The sequence below is a fragment of the Nonomuraea jabiensis genome, from assembly GCF_014204795.1.
Taxonomy (GTDB): Bacteria; Actinomycetota; Actinomycetes; order Streptosporangiales; family Streptosporangiaceae; genus Nonomuraea; species Nonomuraea jabiensis.
On the sequence record NZ_JACHMB010000001.1, the window covers coordinates 7,702,173 to 7,725,958 of the forward strand.

Consider the following 23,786-nt stretch of genomic DNA (forward strand, 5'->3'; position numbering starts at 1 on the left):
GGCTGGCCGCGCCGAGCGTCATCACCGAAGGTGATCACGTCCTTCCTTTCCGGTTGTTTCCGGGAGATCGGTGGATCTTCACCGCTACGATCCGACCTTTCCGGCAGTAAACCCGAGAGAAAGCGAGACGGACCCCCATGTGGATCGCATTGGGCGTGATCGTCGTCCTGGTCGCGGGCGTGGCTCTGTGGTGGAGGTTCCGGGATCCGCTCCGAGGCGAGGACTTCTACAAGTTCCACGTCGAACGCAAGTGGGCCTGGGAGCTCATCCTCGACGAGGAGCAGGAGCGGGCCTTCATGGCCGGGCTCGAGGCGTACGACGAGGAGAGCACGGTCTTCCCGCACCGCGAGGCCGGCGCGCTGCGCGTCTACGACCCGTCCATGATGATCTCGCTGTTCCTGCTCGCCGAGCAGTTCGCCGCGCTGGGCCCGCAGGCCCTGGCCGACCCGGCGGGCGCCGTACGCCACCTGATCGACCAGGCCGCGCAGAGCGAGACCGGCGGCGTGCTGCACCTCGACGACGACTGGATGGCCGAGCCGGTCGACGGCATGGACAAGTACGACTTCACCAGCGCGATGATGGACGCCGTCCACGCCCAGGGCGTGGACGGCGGCGTCGGCGGCTACGGCGACGAGGACGGCGGCTACGGCATGCTGACCGTGCTCGTGGAGATGCCGCAGCACGTGGCGCGCATGTACGTCGACGCCCACAGCCACGCCGCCCCCGGCGAGATCCGCAACCGGCTCGACGTCTACAAGGCCGTGATCGAGGAGCCGGAGCCCGAGTTCGTGGCGGGGCTGGAGAGCGCCGACGCCGAGCGCAGCCGCTTCACGAACACGCTGATGTACGACTACGGCCGGGTGCTCGCCGGATACCGGTCGATGCGCCCGCAGATGCCGCACGCGCAGCCGTCCGACGTCATGTCCATGGTCATGGCGCGCATGCTCTCGGACAGCCGGCCCGGCATGACCTGGACCCGGCAGCCGTCGACCGAGCAGTACCAGCGCGCCCTGGAGCTGATCTCAACGAGAGGCTGACCCGCCGCGGGCGAACCGGCCCGCGAAGGTCCGCACGTCCGCCGACCTGCCGGCCAGGTCGGCCGCCCACTTGACCGCCGTCCTCAGCGACGGCTCCGGGGCGTGGTACGACCTGTCGACCGACCACCACCAGGCCCGCTCCCGGGGCGGCTCGGCGGCCAGCTCGGCCGCCGCCAGCCCCGCCGGGTGGCCGGCCCGCTCCCAGAGCTCCTCCCACTGCGCGCGGCGCAGGCGCAGGTAGAGCAGGTTCTTCAGGTCGGCGAGCACGCCCAGGTCGTTGACGGTGGCCTGGGACAGGTCCAGCCCGTACAGGCGCGGGCACGACACGAGCGGCGTCAGGTCCACGGGGCTCGCGGTACGCAGCGTCAGCAGGCGCAGCGTGGCGTGGCCCGCCAGCGGCCACAGGTCGATCGCGTCCATGGCCAGGTCGAGCAGCTCCACCGGCGTGTCGCGGAGCGGGCCCAGGTCCGCTCCGGGCACGTTCTCCACGGTGATCTGCCACAGCGTCGGCGCCCCGCGCAGGGGCCGGAAGTCGGCCAAGGGGGCGTTGAGCACCGTCAGGCGTTCGATCCCCGGCCGCATGCCGCGCATGGAGGCCGCGTCGGCGCCGGCGACGACCAGCTCGCGGGACTCCTCCGCCGGCTCCTCGACGTCGATCCACAGCTCGCCCTCCTCGACCCGGTACGAGCCCGCCCGCAGCGCGGCGACGTGCCGCCGCAGCAGGGCGGTCACCGAGTCGGCGACGTAGGCCGGGCCGCCGTCATGGTGTGCGCCCATGCGGATGACCTGGCCGGAGCGCCCGCCGGGTCCCGGCGCGAGGTCCACGGCCAGGAAGTCGCCGCCGGTGCTGGTGGCGAACGGGATCCAGCCCGGATGGTCCGACGCCCGGCGCACCGCCAGCAGCGGGCCGGTGCTGGTGATCAACGGGTTGAGCAGGTGGTCACGCCAGGCGCGGCCCGCGGCCCACCAGCGGTTCTCCGGGCGGCTCTGGCTCACCAGCCGCTCCAGGCCGAACCAGGGGTGCCGGTCCAGCAGCCCCTCGCCGCCGTCGCCGTCGATGTGCGCATACAGGGCACGAAGGTCGTCGGGGAGCCCCATCGCGAGCTCGGCCCGGCGCGCCTCGGGCAGCGCGGGCGGCGGCGCGTACGTGTCCCGCCCCAGGACCCGGTCCCGCTCCCGTAAGTAGGCGCCGAGCAGGGCGACCGCCTCCCGCGGGTCCCCCGCCTGCGTGGACTCCGCCGGGCCCGGCTGGAACGCCGCCGGCTCGGCCGGGAGCGCGTGCCGGTCCAGCACGTACAGGAAGCCGCCGGCATGGGCACGCTCCAGCGACTCGCTGACCACCGCCTCGAACCGCCCCTTGGCCTCGACGACCAGCTCGACGGACAGGTGATCGCCGGCCGGACCGGCCAGCGTGTGCACGGCGCTCAGCTCGGCGTGCAGGTCGACGTCGCCGCCGCGGGAGCCGGGCTCGTACGTCAGCCCGCTGTGCCCGGACCCGCCGCCGCCGGTCGCGAACCCCCGTAACTCGGCCCTGCGCCACTTCGGGGGCGCCGCCGCCGCGATCTTCTCGGCCATGGAGCGGAGTACGTCGTCGATCACGCGACCTTTCCCACCCGACTCGATCTGTGAACGGCCGGATCGGCACCCGGTCGCTTTGTCGGTGATGATCTCTAATCTCCCGCCCATGACACAAGTGACCCCGTTACCCGCCTGGCCGGAGCTGCGCGACCTCGTCACCGAGGGCAGGACCGCGGAGCTGGCCGACCGCGTGATCGCGCTGGACGAGGCCGAGCGCCCCGAAGTGGCGCGGCGCCTGCCCGCCTTCCGCAAGGAGCTGCGCTCGCTGGCCGGCCGGGCGGCCAGCGAGCGCTGGGAGTCCCTCGACGAGGGCGAGTCGATGTCGTGGGACGAGACGATTCCCGGCGTGTTCGCCGGGTTCGGGATGTCACTGCGGATCGTGGGCGCGGGCACGATCGCGGGCCCCGCGGCCGCGGCCACGTGGCTGGGCCGGCGCGAGTTCGACCCGCGGTGGTCGGCCCCGCAGGACCCGGCCGACCTGGTCCGCGTCATCCTCTCCCGCCCCGCCGGGTGGCGGGCCGACGTGGTCGGACGGCTCGCCGGGCGCATCCGCACGTCCGGCGACACCCTCCTCCCGCTCGTGCTGGCGCTGCTGCGGGCCTGCGGAGGCGTGCCGGCCGAGCACGACCCGCTCGTGGTCGGCTGGCTGTCCGCCGGGGTGGTGGCGGACGACCCGCTGCTCGCGCCGCTGCTGCCGAGGATCTTCGAGGCGGAGGGGGTGGGCCGCGCGCTGCGCGAGGAACGGCTCGAACCGGCGCCCTCCCCGTGGCTGTCCCGGATGCGGGAGCTCCTGGCGTCCGGGCAGGTGTCGCGCGGGGAGCTCCTCGACGGCTGCGTGAGCCGCTTCCTGCGCGGGGGCGACGCCGTCGACCTGCGCTTCTTCGTACGGCTGCACACGCTGATCGACCCGGCGCCGCAGGAGGCGGCCGGGCGGGCGCGGGACTACCTCCGGCTGCTGCCCTCGGCGCCCGGCACGGTCGCCGAGCTCGCGCTCACCCAGGTGCGCCGCACCGGGCCGCACGACCCGGCGGAGGTCGCCGAGGCGATCGGCGCGCTCACCTTCCGCCCGGAGGCCAAGCTGGCGCGGGCGGGGCTGAGCTGGCTGGAGGAGGAGGTACGGCAGGCGCCCGGGCGGGCCGCCGACCTGGCGCCCGCGCTGGCGACGGCGTTCGCCCACGCGTCCTACGAGGTCCAGGGACGGGCGGCCGCGCTGGCGCTCAGGCACGCCGCCGCGTTCGGCGTGTGCCCGGGGATCGGCGCCGCGGAGATCTCCGACGCGATCCCGATGCTGCCCGGAGCCCTGGGGGCGCGGGTGGCCGCGGTCTTCGGCGGCGAGGCCGCGCCTGAGGAGACGCCGGAGCCGTTCACCCCGGCGGCGCTGCCCGCCGTGGCCGCGCCCGGGCCCTTCCCCGCGGCCGGGCCGGTCACCGAGACTCCGTACCGGTGGAGGGAGTACGAGCGGTGGCTGGCGGACTTCGTGGAGCAGGCCGGTAAGGACCGCGCGGCGCTGCGCGGGCAGCTGGCGAGCGCCTTCCGGGTGGCCGACCCCTACCTGTACGAGATGCAGCCCTGGCGGGGGCCCGGCTGGTGGATCTCGGCGCTGGCCACGGAGGTGATCGCCCCTGGAACGGACCCCGGGGTGCCGGATCCGGAGCCTGTGGACCCATGGGAGGGCGCGAGCTTCTCTGTCCGGGTCATGCCCATTTCGGCGGAAGAGGCACTGGAGGACGCCGAGACCGAGCCCGCGGACAGCGGCGGTGGCGCGTCGGAGGCCGAGCCTTCGGGGAGCGGCGATGGTGTGTCGGAGGCCGGGCCTTCAGGGAGCGGCGGGGATGCGTCAGAGGATGACGAGGATGACGAGGAAGGCGAACCCCAGCGGGCGTTCGGCGAGCTGCCGGAGCACGTACGCGAGGAGATCTTCCAGCAGCTCCAGGAGATCGGCGTCGCCGGCGAGCGGATCGCGGCGATGCGCGACGGGCTGCCCCTGCCCCCGCCCGACCCCTCCGAACCGGACTTCCGCGTCTGGATCTCCTACATGGGCTCGCGCCCGCTGTTCGGCAAGCCGGAGCCGCCCGGCCCCGGCGTGGAGCTGCGCCGCCGGCGCCGGCTGCCCGAGCCCCAGGTGATGTCGCCGCCGGACATGTTCCTGCTGCACCGCCTCAGCGAGGTCTACGTGGCGCTGCGGGAGGGCACGCTGCCCCCGCTGCTCCTGGCCACGCCCACGGTGACGAACGGCCGCCTGGACCCCGGCGTGCTGGTGGACCGGCTGGAGACGTGCGCCGCCGCCGGCGTCGAACCGTTGGCCGCCGACCTGCAGCAGGCACTGCTGCGGCTGCCCCGGGGCGCCCACCCGGACGCCGCCGAACGGGCCGCCCGCGTGGGCTCGCAGGCCGCCGCCCAGGTCGCCGCCTGGCTGGCCGGAGGCGGTCTGCCGGACCCGGAGGCAGGCCTGAAATGGGGATACATGGAGGGCGCCACCGACTACCTCTTCGAGGAACGCGAGCCTTCCCCCGGAGTCGGCCACGTCCGGCTCGTCCCGGTGCTGCGCGCGGAGCCGACCGGCCACGACCTCATCGACGAACTGCTGCGGGAGCCGAGTTCGTGGCGCTCGGACGGGCACGGGGAGTCCATGGACTGGTGGCCCGCCGTCCTGCCGTCGCACCGCGAGGTCGTGGCCGTCAACTACCTGCCCCACCTGCTCTACCAGTGGAACCACGCGGGGGTGTACCCGCCGTACCTGGAGGCCCTGTGCCAGGCGGACGGCCCGGTCGGGGACGCGACGGCGATCATCCTGGCGTACTTCCTGTCCACGGACGCCGAGCGGGGCGTACCGCTCCTGCTGCGCATGGCCGCCAAGGGAGATTTGCCGGCCGCGGCGGTGGGAAGGCAGCTCACCCACCTGATCCGCCGCGCCGGTCACCAGCCCCGCCCGGTGGTGGCCGCCCTCGCTGTCGCCGCCCGCGAGGGGGCGTACGAGCAGGTCTGGGAGATCCTCCGCGCCATGCTGCCCGCCCTGCTTCCCGGGGAGGGCGAGCGCCCCAACATCACCCACACGGAGGCGGTGACACTCGCCGCCGACGTGGCGACGTGGGCGAAGGCGGGCGGGGACGTCCCGGCGACGGTCTCGGCGTACGCGGCCGGCAAACGCACCAGCCGCTTCGCCCGCGAATGCCGCCGCCTCCGCACCCAACTCACCTAAGCCCGACGCCGCACCCGCGCCCGCTCGCCACCGCACCATCGCCACCGCGCCGTGGCCGCCGGTCCTCGGCACCGCACCGTCCGCTGCACCGTTGCCGCCGCACCGTTGCCGCTGCACCGTTGCCGCCGCACCGTTGCCGGCGCGCCGTTGCCACCGGGTCCTCGGCACGGAGTCCTCGGCGCTGCGCCGGTGGGCGGGCGCGTGTGTCGGCAGCGACGCCCGCTTGCCGTTCATCCTGACCGGGGGCGACTACGGCGCTTGCTCGGGAGAGGCCCCGGGTGTCCAGCCGCCGCGCTCGTCGGGCGTCAGCCCCGGACGGTGCGGCAGCGGCGAGCGGGGAGACGGATTTGTCTCCTGACGGCGATTACTGAACCGGATAAGCTTAGGCGGTGATCCTTGATCAAATCCTGATTTATCCGCTGAAATCGGGTCAGGGTTGGGCGCGGTCCGAGGCGGTCGTTCACCCTTGGGGCCTGGACGGGGACAGGCGCTGGGCGATCGTCGACGAGCACGGCGACAACCTGTGGCTGGGCGAGTTCCCGCGCCTGGCATCCGTCACCGCCCGCCCCACCGCCGACGACGGTCTGCGGCTCGCGGCACCCGGCATGGAACCCCTGACCGTGCCGCCCGCCACCGGTGCGCCCACGCCGGTCGGCTTCTCCGGCCTGGACAAGGCGGTGCTCGCCGACGACGCCGCGCACGCCTGGTTCAGCGAGCTGCTGGATCGCCCGGCGCGGCTGGTGTGGCTGGACGACCCCGGGCGCCGGTCGATCGACCCGGCGCACGGCGGGTTGCCGGGTGAGGTGGTGAGCTTCGCGTGGGACGCGCCGCTCCTGCTCGTCTCGGAGTCGTCCGCGCTCGCCCTGGACGGGTGGCTGGCCGAGGAGGCGGCCCGCCACGGCGAGGATCCGCCCGGGCGGTTGTCGCGGGTACGGTTCCGTCCCAACGCGATCGTCAAGGGCGCGGAGCCCTTCGCGGAGGAGGGCTGGCGCGAGGTGCGGATCGGCTCCGTGCCCTTCCGCGTCTCGGAGATCTGCGACCGTTGCGCGGTGACGACGATCGATCCGGAGACCCAGGTGAAGGGCAAGGAGCCGCTGCGGACGCTGGCCCGGCACCGCAAGTGGGACGGCAAGACCTGGTTCGGCATCCGCCTCGTGACCCTCGAACCGGGCACGATCCGGGTGGGCGATCCGGTCATCGCCCGCTGACCGGATCCAGCTGGGCCGGTGAGAGGTGCGCCACCTTGGACGGGGTCGCGTCTTCCCGTTCGCGCGTCGATCCGGAAGGCAAGAGCCTGCACGACACTACGGAGTGACCCGGGTGGGGAGAACCCGGCAGCCGGCGCATGGTGGACTGCGAGCCGGAAGCTCAGGCTGATGGCTCCAGCATCGGCACGAGGAACCGCCGGGCCACCGCGGCCAGCTGCTCGTCGTCATCCAGGTCGATGACGGCACTGGGGATCGTCAGGAAAGAGGTGGAGATCCGCACCATCATCTCGGCCACGAGGTCGACGTCAAGGCTGCTCGACACGTTACCCGCGCGTTGCTCGCTGCGGAGCTGGCTGGCGACGAAGTGCCGTACGGTGGCGAGGGTCTGCCCCCCGTCGGCCGTCATGGAGGGGACCAGCAGGTCCGGTTCCGTGGCGATGAGTCCGCCGATCAGCGGGTTGCCGCGAATGGCCCGCAACGAGCTCACGAAGCCCAGCACCACCCTGTCGGCGGCGGTGCCGGCTCGTTCTATGTCGATGAGGAACTGGTCGAAATAGCGGCGGAACTCCCGGCGCACCACGTGTTCGATCAGCGTGTCCTTCGTGTCGAACCGCCGGTAGACCGTGATCCGCGACACCTTCGCCAGCCGGGCGACGTCCTCCATGGTGGAGCGCCTGATGCCCATCCGGCAGAACTGCTCGTACGCCGCGTCCAGGATGCGCGTCCGTAGCTCGTCGCTGTCGTCGACGCGCTCGACGGCATCGAAATAGGCGCGCTGGAGCAACGAATCCGAGTCCGACAGCGCCATGAACCCGGACAGCACAGATTCCACGATCTCCTCCTGTAGGGATTCTGCCTCAAACGCGGTCTTGTGATGCCCGTCACACTGTGCTCTGATGATGATACACAGACCCATGACTTGTTTCTCCGTATCATCCATTTCTCGCATGCCCGGAGCGGGACCCCACCTCGAAGGAGTGCAGAGCATGGCAGAGTTGAGCAGGCGCGAGATACTGATCTCGGGCACCGCCATGGGAGCGCTCGGCGCGTTAGGAATGATCTCCCCGGCCCACGCGGACTCCCTGTCCGGCGACTGGACCTGGCCGGCCAGCGGTTCGATCGCGGGTTCCGGCAGCGGCGCCGACCCCCGATGGGTGTGGGACGACGTGGCCGATCCGCTCCTCGCCTCACTGTTCGACCGCGGCGTCATCCCCGAGGTCAACCGCTTGCTGTACGACTGGAACCGCAACGACCAGCCCCTGCCCGCGGGACTGCCGGAGGATCTGCGGGCCTTCATCGAGCAGGCGCGTCAGCTGCCGTCGTGGGCCGACCCCGCCCTGCTGGACGCCGGGGCGCGGTTCCACGCGCTCAAGGGCAACTACATCGTCGTCCTCACCATCGTCGGCGCCGGGATGCTGGCCACCGCCATCCCCAAGGAGGCACGCGCTGTCTATTACTCCGCGGGCGGTGCGGATCTGAAGGACCGGATCGCCAAGACGAACATCCTGGCGTACGCGGTCAGACCCCAGAACGCCTGGGGTGCCGGCGGCACGGCCGTGGTCGAGGCCGTGAAGACCCGGCTGGTGCACGCGGCGGTGCGGCACCTGCTGAAGTCGTCTCCCCACTGGTCCGGCCCCATCCCGATCAGCCAGGAGGACATGCTCGTCACGTGGCACACCCTGGCGACCTACTCCATGCGCGGGATGCGGGAGTGGAAGGTGCGCATCTCCGCCACCGAGGCCGCGGCGTACCTGCACTCGGTGCAGATGCTGGGGCACATGCTCGGCATCAGGGACGAGTTCCTCCCCGCCACCTGGGATTCCTCCTACGCCCAGTCGGACCTGGTCCTGCCCAGGAACATGGGGCCGACCCCGGAGGGCGTGGAACTCAACGCCATCCTGCGGGACATGCTCGCGGAGCTGACCAGCCCCGGCGGTATCGACAAGGCGCTCGTCAACGCGTTCTCCAGGTACCTCACCGGCAACCAGGTGGCCGACTGGAACGGCATCCGGCGCGAGCCGCTGTGGGACCCGGTGGTCAAGACCGCTTGGCCGCTGCTGGTGCAGTTCCGGGAGGGGCTGATCGGGCTGCCGCTGGTGCCCGCCGCCGCCTGGCTCCTCGACGAGACGGTCAAGGAGTGGACCACGTACTACCTCACCAAGGGGGCACAAACCAAGATCGTGATTCCGACGGGCAACCGGCCCAGCTGAACGGTTGGTCCGCGCGTACCTCGGCTCCCACACCGCCCGCGACGGCGTACGGCACCGTGAGCGGATCGCGGGTTGCGGCGGCTCGGCGGCGTAGGCAAGACTCGGCCGCAGTCGTGAGGCGGGCGGAGGGGACGATGAGCACAAGGTGGCCCCGGGCCCGGTGGACGTACGGATCACGGGGTTCTGGCGCTGGAAGAACGTGCTCGTCCCGCCCAACGCCTTCGTGGTGCACACCCGGCGTGGCCGCGAGAAGCCCCTGCACGTCGGCCTGGGGGTGTCGTTCCGCTTCAACCCGTCCACCGACTCGTTCCTGGTCGTGCCGGGGGCCACCCAGACCATCCTGATCAACGCCTACTGCGTCTGCCGCGAGCTCCAGGGTGTGCTGGTGCAGGGGTACGTGCAGTGGATCATCCAGACCTTCCCCGTCGCCTACCGCAAACTGGACTTCAGCGATCCGCAGGGCCCGATGCGGCTGGTCAACCTCCAGCTTCGGGAGCAGGCGGAGGCGGCCATCAAGGACAAGGTCGCGACCATGGGCGTGCGCGACGTGCTCAGCGACAAGCAGCCCATCATCGAGGAGCTGACCGCCCGCCTGCGCGCGGTGGCCGAGGGCGAGGACGACAGCGACCAGGGGCTCGGTCTGCGCATCGTCACCGTTCAGATCAAGGAGGCCGTGGTCAGCTCGTCGCGGCTCTGGGAGAACTTGCAGAAGCCCTACCGGGCCGAGCAGGGACAGCTCGCCCGCCTGGCCGAGCTGCAGTCCGAAGAGGCGATCACCCAGCGCGAGATGGCGGCCGAACGGCTCAAGGAGACCCAGCGCCTGGAGAACGAGCGGGAGCTCGCCGGGCTGCGGCCGGCGAGCTGGAGCTGGCGCGTTCGCGGGCGCTGGCCGACCATGAGCGGGCACTGCTGGACGTGGAGCGGCTGCGGATGCGGGCCGACATCGACAACCAGCAGTCTCCGGCCAGCCTGCAGGCCAAGCTGATCGGCCTGCTGCCCGAGATCATGGCGAAACTCCCCAAGCCGGAGGAACTGCGCATGGTGTCGATCAACGGCAGCGACCGGACCACCGTGTCGGGCCTGCTGGCCGAGCTCGCCGCCATGGTGGGAGTGCTGCGTTCCGCGATCGACCGGGACACCCCGGCTTCCTGATCGGCGAGGTTCCCCGCTGTTCGATGGCGCGGTGTCCCTTCTGGGGGAAGGGGCCCGTCCTCGCGGCCCTCGCCATCGAAGAACGCGGCGCCGGCATCGGACGCTTCGTCTTCCGCCATGGTGAGATCGCCTGGTCCTGAAACCGCCCGGCCCGCTTCCTGCTCCGGGCTCACTCGGGCTTGTTGTCGGCGGAGCCGCCGACGGTGAACCGGGTGGTGACGCCCTCGTACATCAGATGGGCCGTGAGCCCTTCGGAGGCGTGCGGCAGGTTGTGGCAGTGGTCCATCCAGACGCCGGGGTTGTCGGCGACGAACGCGATCTCGTACGTCTGGCCGATCCCGACCTCGAGGGAGTCCACCCACCAGGGGCTGCCGGTGGCGGCCACCCCGTCGCGCGTGAGGACCACGGCGTGGTGGCCGTGCAGGTGCATGGGATGCGCCTCGCCGCTGTCGTTGGAGATGCGCATCCGCACCACGTCACCCTCGGTCACGTGGAACATGGGCACGTCAGGATAGAGATGGCCGTTGATCGTCCACCACACGCCGGGGACCCCGTCGAGGAAGCCGGGGCGGCGGCCCACGGCGTACTCGAAGCGCCGGTCGGGCTTGGCGGGGTCGAATGCGAGCGGCGCCCGGGTGCCGTACGTGAGCGGGTCGAGCGTCGCCGCCGGCCGTGGCACCGGGGGTGCGTCGTACGACGTCGAGCCGAGCACGACGCCGGCGGGACCGCCGAGGTGGATCCGCACGGGGGAGCCGCCGGCGGGCATGGTGACCTCGAGATCGGCGCGTCCTCCCGCGGCCACCGCGACCGCCTGGTCCCGTACCGGCGCGGGCCCGTTGACCTCGGTGCCGTCCACGGCCACGAGCCGGTACGGCGCGCCGCTCACCCAGGCCGGCATGACGCCGTACTCGGTGTTGACCACCCGGACCCGTGCCCGCGTGCCGGGCGCCGCCTTGACACGGACATCGCCCTCGCGCCCGTTGACGGTGCGGATGCCGCCGTACAGGTGCACCAGGGCCACGACGTCTTTGACGCCGGCGGTGCCGGCCGGTGAGACGACCAGCGCGCCGAGGAGGCCGCCGCGGACCTGTTCGTGCGACATCTGGTGCGAGTGGTACCAGAAGGTGCCCGCGCGGTCGGCGACGAACCGGTAGGTGAACTCCTTGCCGATGCCGACCGCGTCCTGGGTGACGCCCGCGACGCCGTCCGCGGCGTTGGGCACGTCGACGCCGTGCCAGTGCAGCGTGATGCCGCCCGGCACCGACTCGTTGACCAGCCGGACCTGGACCAGCTGGCCCTGGACGGCCTTGATGACCGGGCCGGGCGACTGCCCGTTGAGCGTGTAGCCGTCGAAGGCGCGGCCGGAGGCCAGCCGGAACCGCTGCTTGCGGGCCACCACGGTCATCGTGACGTCGGCCGGGCGGTCCGTGTCGGCGACCAGTTCCGTCACGTCGCGCCCGCCGTGGTGGGTCCCGGAGGCGCCGCCCATCGCATGCGCCCCGTGGGAGCCTTGCGGCCCGCCGCCGTAGTCCGCGTACCCCATGTCCATGACGGAGTACGCGGACGGCAGCAGGCTGTCCTGCCAGAGCCAGACCAGCGGCCCGAGCACGGCCGCCGTCGCGGCGCACGCGACGGCGGTGCGGACCCGGCCGCGGCCCGGGCGGTTGCGGCGCATGGGACGCTCCGTCAGCCGCGGGCCGCGTGCTGTGACCCCGGCACGGCGGCCGGGCTCACGGCCGCGCCCCGGCGTGCCGCGTAGAGCGCCGCGGTGAACAGCAGCAGCGCGTTGAGGCCGTGTACGAGGCCCACCAGCGGGATGCTGTGGCCGAGGAGGCCGAAGGTGATCTGCAGGACGACCAGCAGCAGCACCAGCCCGGCCGCCTTCACGGCCCCGGGCAGCTTCGCCCAGAACGAGGAGATCAGCAGGAGCAGCGCGAGGACCGGGATGACGAAGATCCCGTTCATGCCGTGGACCATGAGCCCGAGCGCCTCGGCGAACGGCGTCTCGCCGCTCTCCATGAGCGTCTTGTCGACGACGCCGCCCCCTTCGACCCACAGGCTGAGCCCGGCGTCGGCCCAGACCACCATCGACGCCTGCACGGCGACCTCGATCGCCACCAGGTAGGCCAAGACCTTGTAGACGTGTTTCATCGCACCCTCCCTGTCCGGTGTTGTCGCGAGTCACGTTAGGGAGGGTGACTTGGGAGGGAATGGTCGGAGACTTGGGGCGGACTGGGAAGGGGTCAGGCCAGTCGATACTGGGTGGGCGTGACGCCGTACGAGCGGGTGAACCAGCGGGTGAGGTGGGCCTGGTCGGTGAACCCGGTCTCGACCGCCACCCGGGCCGCCGGATGGCCCCGGGCGAGCAGGCGGCGGGCGGCGCGCAGCCGCAGCTGGCGCTGGTACTCGCTGGGCGCCAGCCCGTAGGCCGTGCGGAAGGCCCGGTAGACGGCGTACCGGCTGGAGCCGGTCCAGGCCGCGAGGTCGTCGGCGCTGATCGGCTCGGCGTGGCGGTCGTGGATCAGCTCGCGCGCCCTGGCGGCCAGTCGCGTGGCCGCGGGCGCGCCGAGGGCGGCGGGCGGTCTGGGCGGCGTGCGCGCGGCCAGGTGTACGAGGGCGGCCACGGTGGAGGAGAGCAGCTCGTCGCGTTCGAGCGGGCCGGCGCCGTGCTGCAGCGCGGTGTGCAGCCGGCGCAGCCGCCGCGCGAGCACGGGTGAGGCGAGGACCGGCGCGGCGAACAGGGGCAGCCCGGCGGGGCGCCCGGTCAGGTCCTGGAGCACGTCCGTGATCAGGTCCTGGCCGATGTGCACGATCCGGTAGGTGAAGCCCAGCTCGTGGGCCGCGTGCCCGTCGTGCACCTCGTCGGGGTTGAACGCCATCACCATCCCGGCCGCGCTCGTGTGCCCGGCGCCACGGCAGGTGAAGGTCTGCGCGCCGTGCTCGGTGACGCCGAAGGAGTACGTCTCGTGGCTGTGCCGGTGGTAGCGGTGGCGCAGGAAGCTCGCGTACATGGCCTCCAGCGGCAGCCCGTCCGCGCGCCAGTAGCTGGCCCACTCCCGGGGTTTGCGGCGCTCGCCGGTCACCGCGTCACCGTCCGGCCGCCGCCGCGCACGAGCGTACAAGACCGGCATGTCGCCCCGGGCGCAGGCTGGATCGCCGCCGCGCCCGTCTCCTCTGTTCTCCGGCGCGGTACGGCGTGTTGCGGAGGTGAACCCATGGCAAGCACTGTAACGAGCGGCACCCGGCCGTACCTTCTCCTGGTCACGACGATGCTGCTGTGGGGGAGCGGCTTCGGCGCCTCCAAGGTGATCGTCGACCACCTGCCCCACTCCGTGGTCGCGACCCTGCGCTTCGGCGGCGGGGCCCTGGCGCTGCTGGTCGCCCTGCGGCTCTCCCGGCAGCCCGGCGCCCGCCGGCGGCGGCCGCCGCTGCGTGACTGGGCGCGGGCGGCCGGGGCCGGCGTGCTGGGTGTCTTCGTCTACAACGTGCTGTTCTTCTGGGGGCTGTCGCTGGCTCCGGCGATCGACGGGAGCACCATCGTCCCGGTCATGAGTCCGGTGCTGACCACGTCGTTCCTGCTGGTCATGGGCCAGGAGCGGGCGTCGGTGGCGCGGGTGGCGGGGCTGGCGACCGGCGCGGCCGGCGCCGTGGTCTTCTTCGTGGGCTCGGGCGGGGAGGCGGGCGCGGGCCAGGGCCGGCTCGCCGGGGACCTGCTCTTCCTGCTGAGCGCCTGCTGCTGGGCGGCGTTCACGCTGACCGGCCGCCGCGTGCTCGCGGGCATCGACCCGCTCAAGGCGACGACGTACGCGACGGTGAGCGGCGCGGTGCTCCTGGCGATCTACAGCGCGCCGTCGGCCGCCGAGGTCGCCTGGTCCGACGTGCCCGCCTACGTCTGGCTGAACGTGGCCTTCGTGGCGCTCGGCCCGACCGCGGTGGCGAACCTGCTCTACTACCGGGGCATCCGCGACGTGGGACCGGCGTCGGCGTCGATCATGATGTTCGTCGTGCCCGTCGTGGGGACCGCGTGCTCCGCCCTGTTCCTGGGGGAGTCGTTCGGCACAGTGCAGGCGGTGGGCGCGGTGGTGCTGCTCGTCGGCGCCGTCCTCGCCGTCACCCAGGGCAGGCTCCCGGTACGGCGGGGGAATTGAAGACACATGACCCTTTACCGGCTGCCCGCCAACACACCGCGCTCGTTCTACCGGGGCGACGGGCGCATCGACACGTTCCGCGGCACCCGTCCCGCCGATGACCCGTACTATCCGGAGGACTGGATCGCCTCGACCACGAGCCGGTTCGGCGCGGCGCCCACGGGGCTGACCACGCTGCCCGACGGCCGGTCGCTGGCCGCGGCGATCGCCGGCGATCCCCTGTGGTGGCTGGGGGAGCGGCACGTCGCGGAGCACGGCGCCGACCCGGCGATCCTGGTGAAGCTGCTCGACACGGGCGAGCGCCTGCCGCTGCACGTGCACCCCGACCGCCGGTTCGCCACCGCCCACCTGGCCTCGCCGTACGGGAAGACCGAGGCGTGGATGATCGTATCGGCCGAGCCGGGCGCGGTGGTGCACCTCGGCTTCGCCAGAGACGTCGAGCCGGACGAGCTGGCCGGCTGGGTCACGGACCAGCGGATCGACCGGATGCTCGGCGCCACCAACCGGGTGCCGGTGCGGGCCGGTGACGCCGTCCTGTGCCCCGCGGGCCTGCCGCACGCGATCGGGGCCGGGGTCCTCATGGTCGAGGTGCAGGAGCCGACCGACTTCTCCGTGCTGCTGGAGTGGGAGGGCTTCGCCGTCGACGGCCGGGTGGCCGGGCACCTGGGGCTCGGCTACGACCTGGCGCTCGCCTGCGTCGACCGGAGCGGCTGGGGCGCGGAACGGCTCGCCGAGCTGCGCCGCGCCCGCCACCAGGCGGCCGACGCCCGGCCCGGGGTCCGGCGGCTCTTCGCCGAGCTCGCCGACGAGTTCTTCGCGGCCGAGCGGCTGCGGCCCGATCCCGTCAGCGTGCTGGAGCCGGCGTACTCGGTCGTCGTGATCACGTCCGGTGACGGCTCCGTCGAGTGGGAGCACGGCGCTCCCGTCCCGGTCGGCGCGGGGGACACGCTGCTCGTCCCGTACGCGGCCGGGTGGTGCACGCTGCGCGGCGACGTCACGGCGGTGCGCTGCAAACCGGCCTGAACCAACGGCAGTCAGGCGATCCGCGGTAGGTCGGCGAGGCGGACCTGGCCGTGCAGCGGCCGGCCCGCGACGAACCGTTCGACCTCGCCCACCGCGTACTCTCCCAGCGCGCGCAGCTCCCTGCCCCGGGCGCCGCTGACGTGCGGGGTCACCCAGACCCCCGGCGCGGACAGCAGGGGGTGGCCCGCAGGCAGCGGCTCGGGGTCGGTGACGTCGAGGATCGCGTTGAGCCTGCCGGACACGCACTCGCCGGTGAGCGCCTCGGTGTCGACGAGCGTGCCGCGGGCGGTGTTGATCAGCGTGGCGCCGTCCGGCAGCAGGCCGAGCCGGCGCTTGTCCAGCAGCCGGTACGTCTCGGGCAGGGCGGGCGCGTGCACCGTCACCAGGTCGGCGCGGCGGCACAGGTCGTCGAGGCCGACCGGCTCGCAGCCGAGCTCGCGGGCCTGGCGGGCGTCCAGGCAGGGGTCGTTGAGCAGCGGGGTCACCCCGTACGGTCTGAGCCGCTCGATCACCAGGCGCCCGACGCGTGAGGCGCCGATGACGCCGACGGTGGCGGCCCCGAGCCCCGCGCGTTCGCCGGGCGCCGGCACCCCGCCGGGGCGGGGGCCGTCCGGCCAGCCGCCCGCGGCGTAGGCGTGGACCCGGCGCGGCACCGACTTGGCGGCCAGGACCAGCATCGAGACCGTGTAGTCGGCGACCGGCACCGCGTTCGCCGCGGCGGCCGACGACACGACGATGCCCCGCCGGAACACCTCGGCGGTGACGTGCCCCTTGACGCTGCCGGCGGCGTGCGCGATGGCCCGCAGCCTGGGCGCGCGCTCCAGCACGGCCGCGTCGATGCGGGGGCACCCCCAGCCGGTGATCAGCACGTCCACGTCGGCGAGCGTCCCCCCGAGGTGGGGCAGCACGGCGGCCGGGACGTCGACCACCCCGGCCAGCCGTTCGCGCACGTCATCGGGGAAGAGCTCGCCGAACAACGCGCCGTGCATCGCGAAGGCGGCTCTCACCGCACGCTCCGCAGCCGCCCCACCGAGCTCCTGACCACGATGTGGGTGCCGAGCGTGATCGGCGGCTCGGCCAGCGGGTCCTTGCCGGACAGGGCCAGGCGTACGGCGGCCCGGCCCAGCTCGGCGTGCGGCAGGTGGACCGTGGTCAGCCCGATGTCCTCGGCCGGGGGCACGTCGTCGTAGCCGACGATGGAGACGTCCTCGGGGATGCGCAGGCCGTGCTCGTGGATCGCCTGTACGGCCCCGGCGGCGATCACGTCGGTGGCGGCGAAGACGGCGGTGAAGTCGTCGCGCCCGGCGGCGAGCCGCCGCTTCATCGCCGCGTATCCGGCGGACCGGTCGAAATCGCAGCGCACCTCGAGCGCCGGGTCGTGCCCGAGCCCGTGGTCGGCCAGGGCCGCGCGGTAACCGGCGACGCGGCTGTCGGACGTGGTGTGGCCGGGGCGCAGCCCCAGGTAGAGGATGCGCCGGTGCCCGGCCGACAGCAGGTGGGCGGTGACCGCGTGGGCTCCGCCCCTGTTGTCGAACCCGACGGTGAGCGCCGGGACCCCCTCGCCGAGCGGCGGCCGGCCGCACAGCACCAGGCGCGAACCCGACGAGGCCAGCCCGTGGGCGTAGCGCGTCATGCGTTCGCGGTAGTCGTCGTCCAGGATCACGCTGCCCACCAGGATCACCGCCTCGGCGCGCTGCTCGCGCATCATCTGGACGATGCTGAGCTCGCGCTCCATGTCGCCGCCGGTGGTGCAGATGAGCGACAGGCGCCCCTCGGCGGCGGCCTGCTCCTCCACGCCCTGGGCGATGTAGGCGTAGTAGGGCACCGACACCGAGTTGACGACGATCGCCACCGCTCCGGGCGAGGCCACGGACAGCGCCCTGGCCTGGGCGTTCGGCACGTAGTCCAGCTCGCGCACCGCGCGCAGCACCTTGTGCCTGGTGCTCGGCTGCACCGGGTAGTCGCCGGCCAGGGTGCGCGAGACGGTCGCCACCGAGACCCCGGCGTGCTTGGCGACGTCGCGGATGGTGACGCGCTTAGCCGGTCCAGACAACGCGCTCCCCCACGGGTCCGTTGCGGGTGTAGCCGGGCTCGCGGCCGAGCGCGACCGTGACCCTTGATCCAGCGGCATCATTCCACGAGACCTGGTCGCCGTTCACGCGGATATCCGGCGCCTGCGCGGGGGAGCCGCGGCCCAGCCGCACCGCCGAGACGTAGACCGCGGCGCCGCCCGGATGGGCGCCGACCAGGTACGGCGTGGCGGAGTGCGGGCCGATCGCGTTCTCGTCCTGGCGCAGCGCCGCCTGGGCGGTGCGCCAGCCGTGCAGGCCGGCGATCTCACTCACCAGGCCGCCGGTCGCCACGGACGCGGTGAGCCCGGCCAGGGTGACCGCGCACGGCTCGCCGGAGGCGAGGGCGTGACCGCCGTCGCGGACCACGCTGCCCGCCGGGGCGGTGACGCGGTGCACGCGCACCTCCCACGGGCCGTCGAGCACGGAGGCCGTCTCCACGACGACCTCGCCGTCGGCGTAGCGGGAGGCGGCGAAGCCGTGGGCGACGCCGATCCGCTCGATGCGGCGGCGGCGGGTGGCGCGCCCGTCGGGGAGGAGCACCGCGAGGTGGTTGTCGACGTTCTCGGCCCGGCCGCCGGGGCCGGTCTCGGGCGCGGTGTGCGTGGAGTAGCCGAGTTTGGCGTAGTGCGGGTCGTCCTTGGCGCTGTCGGGGTCGTTGCCGTCGCTGCCGTGGTTGACCAGGCGGGTGACGCCGTCGGTGCGGTGCAGGAGCCAGCCGGGCGCGGGCAGGGTCAGGGCGAGGTCGCCGTCGCCGGGCGCGGTGGCCGGGGCCGTCCAGACGGGGTGGTCCGGGCCGAGCAGCAGGCCCAGGAATCCCTTGCTCGCCCAGTACGGCGACGCCGGCCCCGAGTAGCCCTGGGTCGTCGGCAGGTGCGGCCGGTGCCACCCCAGGGTGAGCAGGCCGCGCTCGTCGGGCACGCCGTGGGCGGCGAAGTGGTCGAGCGTGCGGCCCGCCATCAGGCGCGTGGTCCCCGGCTCGACGGGGGAGGCGTCGAAGATCGCGCCGAGCCAGAGCGGGGCCAGGCTCGCCATGCGGTACGTGAGCGAGCGGCCCTGGTGCATGGGGGCGCCGTCGGGGGCGAAGAAGTGCCGGTAGCCGTCCAGGAACGTGCGCAGTCGCTCCTTGTGGACCGTGGCGTCGGCGCCCGACATCCTGGTCCACCACAGCGTGTAGAGGTGGATCGCCCAGCCGCAGTAGTAGTCGTAGTTCTGCCCGGCGCCGTCGGTGTACCAGCCGTCGCCGACGTACCAGCGCTCCACCTCCGCGAGGTGCCCGTCGATCTCGCCCTGGTCGTACGGCCCGCCGACCCCGGCCAGGAACTGCTCGACGATCACCTTGAACAGCACCCAGTTGCACGGCCAGGCGCGCTTGCCCACGATCCCGCCCAGCCAGGACACCACCCGCTCCTGGACGCCGGGGTCGAGCCGGTCGAACAGCAGCGGCCGGGTCTCGTGCAGCGCGATCGCGATCGAGGCGGCCTCCACGATCGTCTGGTTGAGGTCGGTGATGGCCGGCCAGGCGTACTCGTTGCCCGGGTCCGTGCCGTGCGCGAGCCCGTCGGCGTAGCGCTCCAGCAGGCCGGCGGGCGCGCCGGCCGGGTCGCCGGCGAGGCGGAAGGCGGCGAGCAGGAAGGTGCGCGCGAAGCCTTCGAGCCCGTCGGAGTCGGCCCCCGACCAGCTCGTCCGGCCCGGCAGCCGGTACTGCGCGAAGCCAGGGGAGGCGTACGGCACCACGGCGTCGAGCAGCCCGTCCGCCACCTTCACCCAGTGCTCGCGAGGGCGGTCAGCACGCACGGACTACCTCCTGGTAACCGGTTACTAGTCGGATGGGGTCGAACATACGCACGCCTCACAACCGCCGTCAAGGCCCGTCGCGGCCGAAGGTAACGAGATGCTAACAACTCCGCCGGGCCGCGCGGTGAAGCCGCTGCTAAGTCCGGAATTTCGGGAATCGACGCCATACAGCCGGGTCTTGACGACCGTGTCAACGGCTCTTAACGTTCAGCGCAACTTGTCGAGTAACCGGTTACCAAGCCATCCGCCCCCAGCCGTTCTTGGAGTCTCGACATGGCCTATCGACCCGATCCCTCCAGCCTCAGCCGTCGCGACCTGATCAGGCTCGGCGGCGGCGCCCTCCTCGTCACCACCTCGCTGTCGGCGTGCACCGGCGGCGGATCGCAGGGCGGCGCGCAGCCGTCGAAGAGCGCGCCCCCGGCCGACCGCCCGCTGGAGGCCCCGATGCTCGCCGACCAGGTCAAGGCGGGCAAGCTCCCCGCGCTCGCCGAACGGCTGCCCGAGGCGGCCGATCGCCTGGTCGTGGACGGGCCCGAGGGCCTGGGCGGCTACGGCGGCACCTACCACGGCGCCTGCCTCGGCGAGGGCGACGACCCGTGGCTGGAGCGCCTGATCGCCTACGAGCCCATGCTGCGGGTCGACCCGGCCGGCAAGGCGACGCTGCCCGGCACGTTCAAGGAGGTTACCGCCAACGCCGACGGCACCGAGTACACCCTGCGCATGCGCAAGGGCATGCGCTGGTCGGACGGCGAGCCGTTCACCGCGGACGACGTGCTGTTCGCCATCGAGGACGTCTACTACAACGAGAAGGTCACCACCACGGGAGTGCCCGCGCTGCTGCACGTGGACGGCGAGCGCGCCAAGGTGGAGAAGGTCGACGACCATACGGTGAAGCTCACCTTCGCCAAGCCCAAGGGCGACTTCATCGACGGCTGCCGCACTGCCACCTGGACCGGGACCAACTTCGGCTTCTACCCCAAGCACTACCTGAAGGACTTCCACCCGACGTACAACAAGGACGTCGAGAAGGACCTGAAGAAGAAGGGCTTCGGCGAGTTCGCGGCCTACTGGGAAGACCGGATCAAGTGGTGGAACAACCCCGAACGCCCGACCCTGCACGCGTGGGTGGTGACCGACCCGCTCAACACCGGCGACCGGGCGGTGGCCGAGCGCAACCCGTACTACTGGAAGGTCGACTCCGGCGGCGCCCAGCTCCCCTACATCGACAAGCTGGAGTTCGCGATCATCCAGGAGGCCGAGGTGATGCTGCTCCAGGGCGTGGACGGCAAGCTCGACTTCCACGCCCGGCACATCAACTCCGACGTGAACAAGCCGGTGCTGGCCGAGGGGCGCCAGAAGGGCGGCTACCGGTTCGTCAAGGTGGAGCCGACCTCGATGAACCGGATGATCATCTCCCTGAACCTGTGCCACAAGGACAAGGAGCTGCGCGAGGTCTTCAGGAACAAGGACTTCCGCGTCGGCCTGTCCCACGCCATCGACCGGCAGAACATCATCAACACCGCCTACCAGCGCCAGGGCGAGCCCTGGCAGGCGGCGCCGCACCGCAACTCGGAGTTCTTCGACGAGCAGATGGCCAAGCAGTACACGCAGTACGACGTGAACCTGGCCAACCAGCACCTCGACAAGGCGGGGCTGACCCGGAAGGACGGCGAGGGCTTCCGCCTGCTGCCGGGCGGTGAGCGGCTGCGCTTCTCCCTCGACCTGATCACGCTGTTCCCGGAGTGGGCCAACGCGGCCGAGATGGTACGCCAGAACTGGGCGGCGGTCGGCGTCGAGATGAAGGTCAACCCGATCGAGCGCACCCTGTTCTACGACCGCAAGGCGGCCAAGGCCAACGACCACGACGCGAACGTCTGGGCCGGGGACGGCGGCCTGCGCATCGAGATCGACGAGCCGCGCTGGTGGTTCCCCAACGGGGAGGAGTCCAACTACGCCACCCGCTGGGGCATGTACTTCCAGACCCGCGGCGAGAGCGCGGACGGGGAGAAGCCGCCCGCGCAGACGCTGCGCCAGATGGAGCTCTACTGGCAGATGCGGACCCAGCCGGACCAGGCCAAGCGCAAGGAGCTGTTCCGGCAGATCCTCGCGATCGCCAAGGAGCAGTTCTACGCCATCGGGATCGTCCTGCCCACCGACGGCTACGCGATCGTCAGCAACAAGCTGAAGAACGTGCCGGCGAGCTACCCCGACGCCTTCCAGTTCCTCTCGCCCGGCCTCGTCAACGTGCCGACCTGGTACTTCGGGGCCTGAGCCGATGCTGCGCTACATCGGCAGGCGCGTCCTCGTCCTCATCCCGACGCTGGTCGCCATCTCCGTCGTCACGTTCGTGGTGATCCAGCTCCCGCCGGGCGACTACCTGACCACGCTGACCGCGCAGCGGGCCGCCCAGGGCGACGCCGTGCCCACGGGCGAGGTGGCCCGCCTGACCGAGCGCTACGGCCTGGACGAGCCGGTCATCGTGCAGTACTGGCAGTGGATCTCCAACATCCTGTTCCACGGCGACTTCGGCGAGTCCTTCGACTACGCCCGGCCGGTCACCGCGCTGCTCGCCGAACGGCTGCCGCTGACGATCACGCTGTCGCTGGTCACGCTCGTCTTCATCTGGGCGGTGTCGTTCCCCATCGGCGTCTACTCCGCGATCCGGCAGTACTCGGCGGGCGACTACACCTTCACCTTCCTCGGCTATCTCGGGCTCGCCGTGCCCAACTTCCTGATCGCGCTCGTGCTGATGTGGATCGGGCTCAAGTTCTTCGGCCTGAACGCGGGCGGGATCCTGTCGCCGGAGTACCGCGACGCCCCGTGGAGCCTGGCCAAGGTGGGCGATCTGGTGGCCCATCTGTGGATCCCGATCGTCATCTGGGGCACGGCCGGCACCGCGGGCAACATCCGCGTGCTGCGCGCCAACCTGCTGGACGAGCTGCGCAAGCCGTACGTGGTCGCGGCCCGGGCGCGTGGCATGCCCGAACGGAAGATGACGATCATGTATCCGGTGCGGGTGGCGATGAACCCGTTCTTCTCCACCATCGGCTGGGTCCTGCCCGGCCTCATCGCGGCGGACGCGATCACCTCCAAGGTGCTCAACCTGCAGACCACCGGGCCGCTGATGCTGCGCGCGCTGCTCGCCCAGGACATGTACCTGGCTGGCGCGATCCTGCTGATCAGCGCCGTGCTGGTGGTGGTCGGCACGCTGGTCTCCGACGTCGCGCTCGGCTGGCTGGACCCGCGCGTCCGGCTCAGGTACTAGGAGGGCCCGATCGTGAAGGATGAGACCCTCGCCGTCGCGTCGCAGTGGAAGCTCGTCTGGTGGGGCTTCAAACGCCACCGGGTCGCGCTGGTCTGCGGCTTCGTCACCGTCGCCATCTACCTGGTGGCGGTCTTCGCGCCGTTCCTCGCCCCCGGCTCCGGCCAGAGGACGAACGCCGACTACACCTACGCCCCGCCGCAGGCGCTGCGCTTCGACACCGACACCGGGCTGTACGTCCACCCGTACACCTTCAAGCAGGACCCCGAGACGCTGGCGCTGTCGTTCGAGGCCGACGAGAGCAAGAAGGTGCCGGTCGGGTTCTTCGTCAAGGGCGAGCCGTACGAGCTGCTCGGGTTCATCCCCTGGGACCGGCATCTGATCGGCCCTTCGGGCGGCGGGAACGTGTACCTGCTGGGCACCGACTCGGTGGGCCGCGACCTGCTGTCCAGGATCATCAGGGGCACCACGGTCTCCATGTCGATCGGCCTGGTCGGCGTGCTGCTCTCCCTGGTGCTGGGCATCGTGCTCGGCGGCGTGTCGGGATACGTCGGCGGCCGGACCGACACGGTGATCCAGCGCGTCATCGAGATCATCATGTCGATCCCGACGATCCCGCTGTGGATGGCGCTGTTCGCGGCCGTGCCGGCCTCGTGGAGCCAGCTCGAACGCTACTTCGCGCTCACCGTCGTCATCTCGCTGGTCGGCTGGACCGGCATGGCCAGGGAGGTGCGGGGCAAGTTCTTCGCCGTTCGCGGCGAGGAGTACGTCATGGCCGCGACCGCCGACGGCGCCGGGCGCCTGCGCATCATGTTCCGGCACATGCTGCCCTCGTTCACCAGCCACATCATCGCCAACCTGTCGCTGTCGATCCCGTCGGTGATCCTGGCCGAGACCGCGCTGTCGTTCATCGGGCTCGGCCTGCAGACCCCGATGATCAGCTGGGGCGTGCTGCTGCAGGAGGCGCAGAACATCCGGGCGGTGTCCACCGCGCCCTGGATGCTGATCCCGGGCATCGCGGTCGTGGTGACCGTGCTGGCCATGAACTTCTTCGGCGACGGCCTGCGTGACGCGGCCGACCCGTACAAGCACTGACGCCGGGA

At 72.2% G+C, this 23,786-nt stretch carries 19 protein-coding genes; 11 read left to right on the forward strand and 8 right to left on the reverse strand.

The genetic code is table 11. The annotated features are described in order from the left end of the window. The first annotated feature begins 137 nt into the window (after positions 1-137). The gene (locus HD596_RS35220; RefSeq protein ID WP_185073735.1) at positions 138-1,037 is read left to right on the forward strand and encodes a hypothetical protein; all 900 of its coding nucleotides are present in this window, start codon (positions 138-140) and stop codon (positions 1,035-1,037) included. Here HD596_RS35220 and HD596_RS35225 read toward each other — a convergent pair. Beyond that, positions 1,023-2,636 carry an SMI1/KNR4 family protein gene (locus HD596_RS35225; protein WP_185073737.1) on the reverse strand — a complete coding sequence of 538 codons (1,614 nt, stop codon included), beginning with the start codon at positions 2,634-2,636 and terminating at the stop codon, positions 1,023-1,025. The two genes, HD596_RS35220 and HD596_RS35225, sit on opposite strands and share 15 nt — an antisense overlap. 85 nt (positions 2,637-2,721) lie before the next feature. Here HD596_RS35225 and HD596_RS35230 point away from each other — a divergent pair, with 85 nt between their 5' ends. Next, positions 2,722-5,814: a DUF6493 family protein gene (locus HD596_RS35230; protein ID WP_185073739.1), complete on the forward strand. Its 3,093-nt coding sequence runs from the start codon at positions 2,722-2,724 to the stop codon at positions 5,812-5,814. A gap of 389 nt (positions 5,815-6,203) precedes the next feature. Further along, positions 6,204-7,022, forward strand: a complete 819-nt coding sequence (locus tag HD596_RS35235; RefSeq protein WP_185073741.1) for an MOSC domain-containing protein — start codon at positions 6,204-6,206, stop codon at positions 7,020-7,022. Positions 7,023-7,182: 160 nt separating this feature from the next. On the opposite strand, the gene HD596_RS35240 is transcribed toward HD596_RS35235, so the two are convergent. Next, positions 7,183-7,830 carry a TetR/AcrR family transcriptional regulator gene (locus HD596_RS35240; protein WP_185078905.1) on the reverse strand — a complete coding sequence of 216 codons (648 nt, stop codon included), beginning with the start codon at positions 7,828-7,830 and terminating at the stop codon, positions 7,183-7,185. Positions 7,831-8,008: 178 nt separating this feature from the next. Between HD596_RS35240 and HD596_RS35245 the strand changes: the two genes are divergently transcribed. The 3 genes from HD596_RS35245 (at position 8,009) to HD596_RS60585 (ending at position 10,384) form a co-directional block, all read left to right on the forward strand. Further along, the gene (locus HD596_RS35245; protein WP_185073743.1) at positions 8,009-9,232 is read left to right on the forward strand and encodes an oxygenase MpaB family protein; all 1,224 of its coding nucleotides are present in this window, start codon (positions 8,009-8,011) and stop codon (positions 9,230-9,232) included. Between the two features lie 160 nt (positions 9,233-9,392). After that, positions 9,393-10,217, forward strand: a complete 825-nt coding sequence (locus HD596_RS35250; RefSeq protein WP_221519656.1) for an SPFH domain-containing protein — start codon at positions 9,393-9,395, stop codon at positions 10,215-10,217. Beyond that, on the forward strand, positions 10,163-10,384 hold the full coding sequence (locus HD596_RS60585) for a hypothetical protein (protein ID WP_221519657.1): 222 nt from the start codon (positions 10,163-10,165) through the stop codon (positions 10,382-10,384). Before HD596_RS35250 ends, HD596_RS60585 begins: the two co-directional genes overlap by 55 nt. 169 nt (positions 10,385-10,553) lie before the next feature. Here HD596_RS60585 and HD596_RS35255 read toward each other — a convergent pair whose 3' ends face one another. The 3 genes from HD596_RS35255 to HD596_RS35265 form a co-directional block, all read right to left on the reverse strand. Beyond that, positions 10,554-12,059: a multicopper oxidase family protein gene (locus HD596_RS35255; protein WP_185073745.1), complete on the reverse strand. Its 1,506-nt coding sequence runs from the start codon at positions 12,057-12,059 to the stop codon at positions 10,554-10,556. Between the two features lie 11 nt (positions 12,060-12,070). Then, complete coding sequence (locus tag HD596_RS35260) at positions 12,071-12,535, reverse strand: hypothetical protein (RefSeq protein ID WP_185073747.1); 465 nt, start codon at positions 12,533-12,535, stop codon at positions 12,071-12,073. A 92-nt stretch (positions 12,536-12,627) separates the two neighbouring features. After that, a complete protein-coding gene (locus tag HD596_RS35265; RefSeq protein WP_246555065.1) occupies positions 12,628-13,506 on the reverse strand; it encodes an AraC family transcriptional regulator in 879 nt (292 codons plus the stop codon). A gap of 93 nt (positions 13,507-13,599) precedes the next feature. On the opposite strand from HD596_RS35265, the gene HD596_RS35270 reads away from it, so the two are divergent. Beyond that, the gene (locus HD596_RS35270) at positions 13,600-14,532 is read left to right on the forward strand and encodes a DMT family transporter (protein WP_185073751.1); all 933 of its coding nucleotides are present in this window, start codon (positions 13,600-13,602) and stop codon (positions 14,530-14,532) included. Between the two features lie 6 nt (positions 14,533-14,538). Further along, positions 14,539-15,555, forward strand: a complete 1,017-nt coding sequence (locus HD596_RS35275) for a class I mannose-6-phosphate isomerase (RefSeq protein ID WP_185073753.1) — start codon at positions 14,539-14,541, stop codon at positions 15,553-15,555. A gap of 11 nt (positions 15,556-15,566) precedes the next feature. Here the strand turns inward: HD596_RS35275 and HD596_RS35280 are convergent, their stop codons facing one another. Genes HD596_RS35280 through HD596_RS35290 form a run of 3 tightly spaced genes read right to left on the reverse strand, consistent with a single transcriptional unit; the run spans position 15,567 to position 19,421 of the window. After that, positions 15,567-16,562 (reverse strand): hydroxyacid dehydrogenase, encoded by a 996-nt coding sequence (locus tag HD596_RS35280; protein WP_221519658.1) that lies wholly within the window; start codon positions 16,560-16,562, stop codon positions 15,567-15,569. Further along, positions 16,559-17,608 carry a LacI family DNA-binding transcriptional regulator gene (locus HD596_RS35285; RefSeq protein WP_221519659.1) on the reverse strand — a complete coding sequence of 350 codons (1,050 nt, stop codon included), beginning with the start codon at positions 17,606-17,608 and terminating at the stop codon, positions 16,559-16,561. Before HD596_RS35285 ends, HD596_RS35280 begins: the two co-directional genes overlap by 4 nt. Beyond that, on the reverse strand, positions 17,592-19,421 hold the full coding sequence (locus HD596_RS35290) for a DUF2264 domain-containing protein (RefSeq protein ID WP_185073756.1): 1,830 nt from the start codon (positions 19,419-19,421) through the stop codon (positions 17,592-17,594). The genes HD596_RS35285 and HD596_RS35290 overlap by 17 nt, the downstream gene beginning before the upstream one ends. A gap of 273 nt (positions 19,422-19,694) precedes the next feature. Between HD596_RS35290 and HD596_RS35295 the strand changes: the two genes are divergently transcribed. From HD596_RS35295 to HD596_RS35305, 3 genes are read left to right on the forward strand one after another with little or no spacing between them, the layout of a single operon-like run. Next, positions 19,695-21,692: an ABC transporter substrate-binding protein gene (locus HD596_RS35295; RefSeq protein WP_185073758.1), complete on the forward strand. Its 1,998-nt coding sequence runs from the start codon at positions 19,695-19,697 to the stop codon at positions 21,690-21,692. A gap of 4 nt (positions 21,693-21,696) precedes the next feature. After that, a complete protein-coding gene (locus HD596_RS35300; RefSeq protein ID WP_185073760.1) occupies positions 21,697-22,686 on the forward strand; it encodes an ABC transporter permease in 990 nt (329 codons plus the stop codon). A gap of 12 nt (positions 22,687-22,698) precedes the next feature. Then, the gene (locus tag HD596_RS35305; RefSeq protein ID WP_313045596.1) at positions 22,699-23,778 is read left to right on the forward strand and encodes an ABC transporter permease; all 1,080 of its coding nucleotides are present in this window, start codon (positions 22,699-22,701) and stop codon (positions 23,776-23,778) included. The last annotated feature ends 8 nt before the right edge of the window (positions 23,779-23,786 follow it).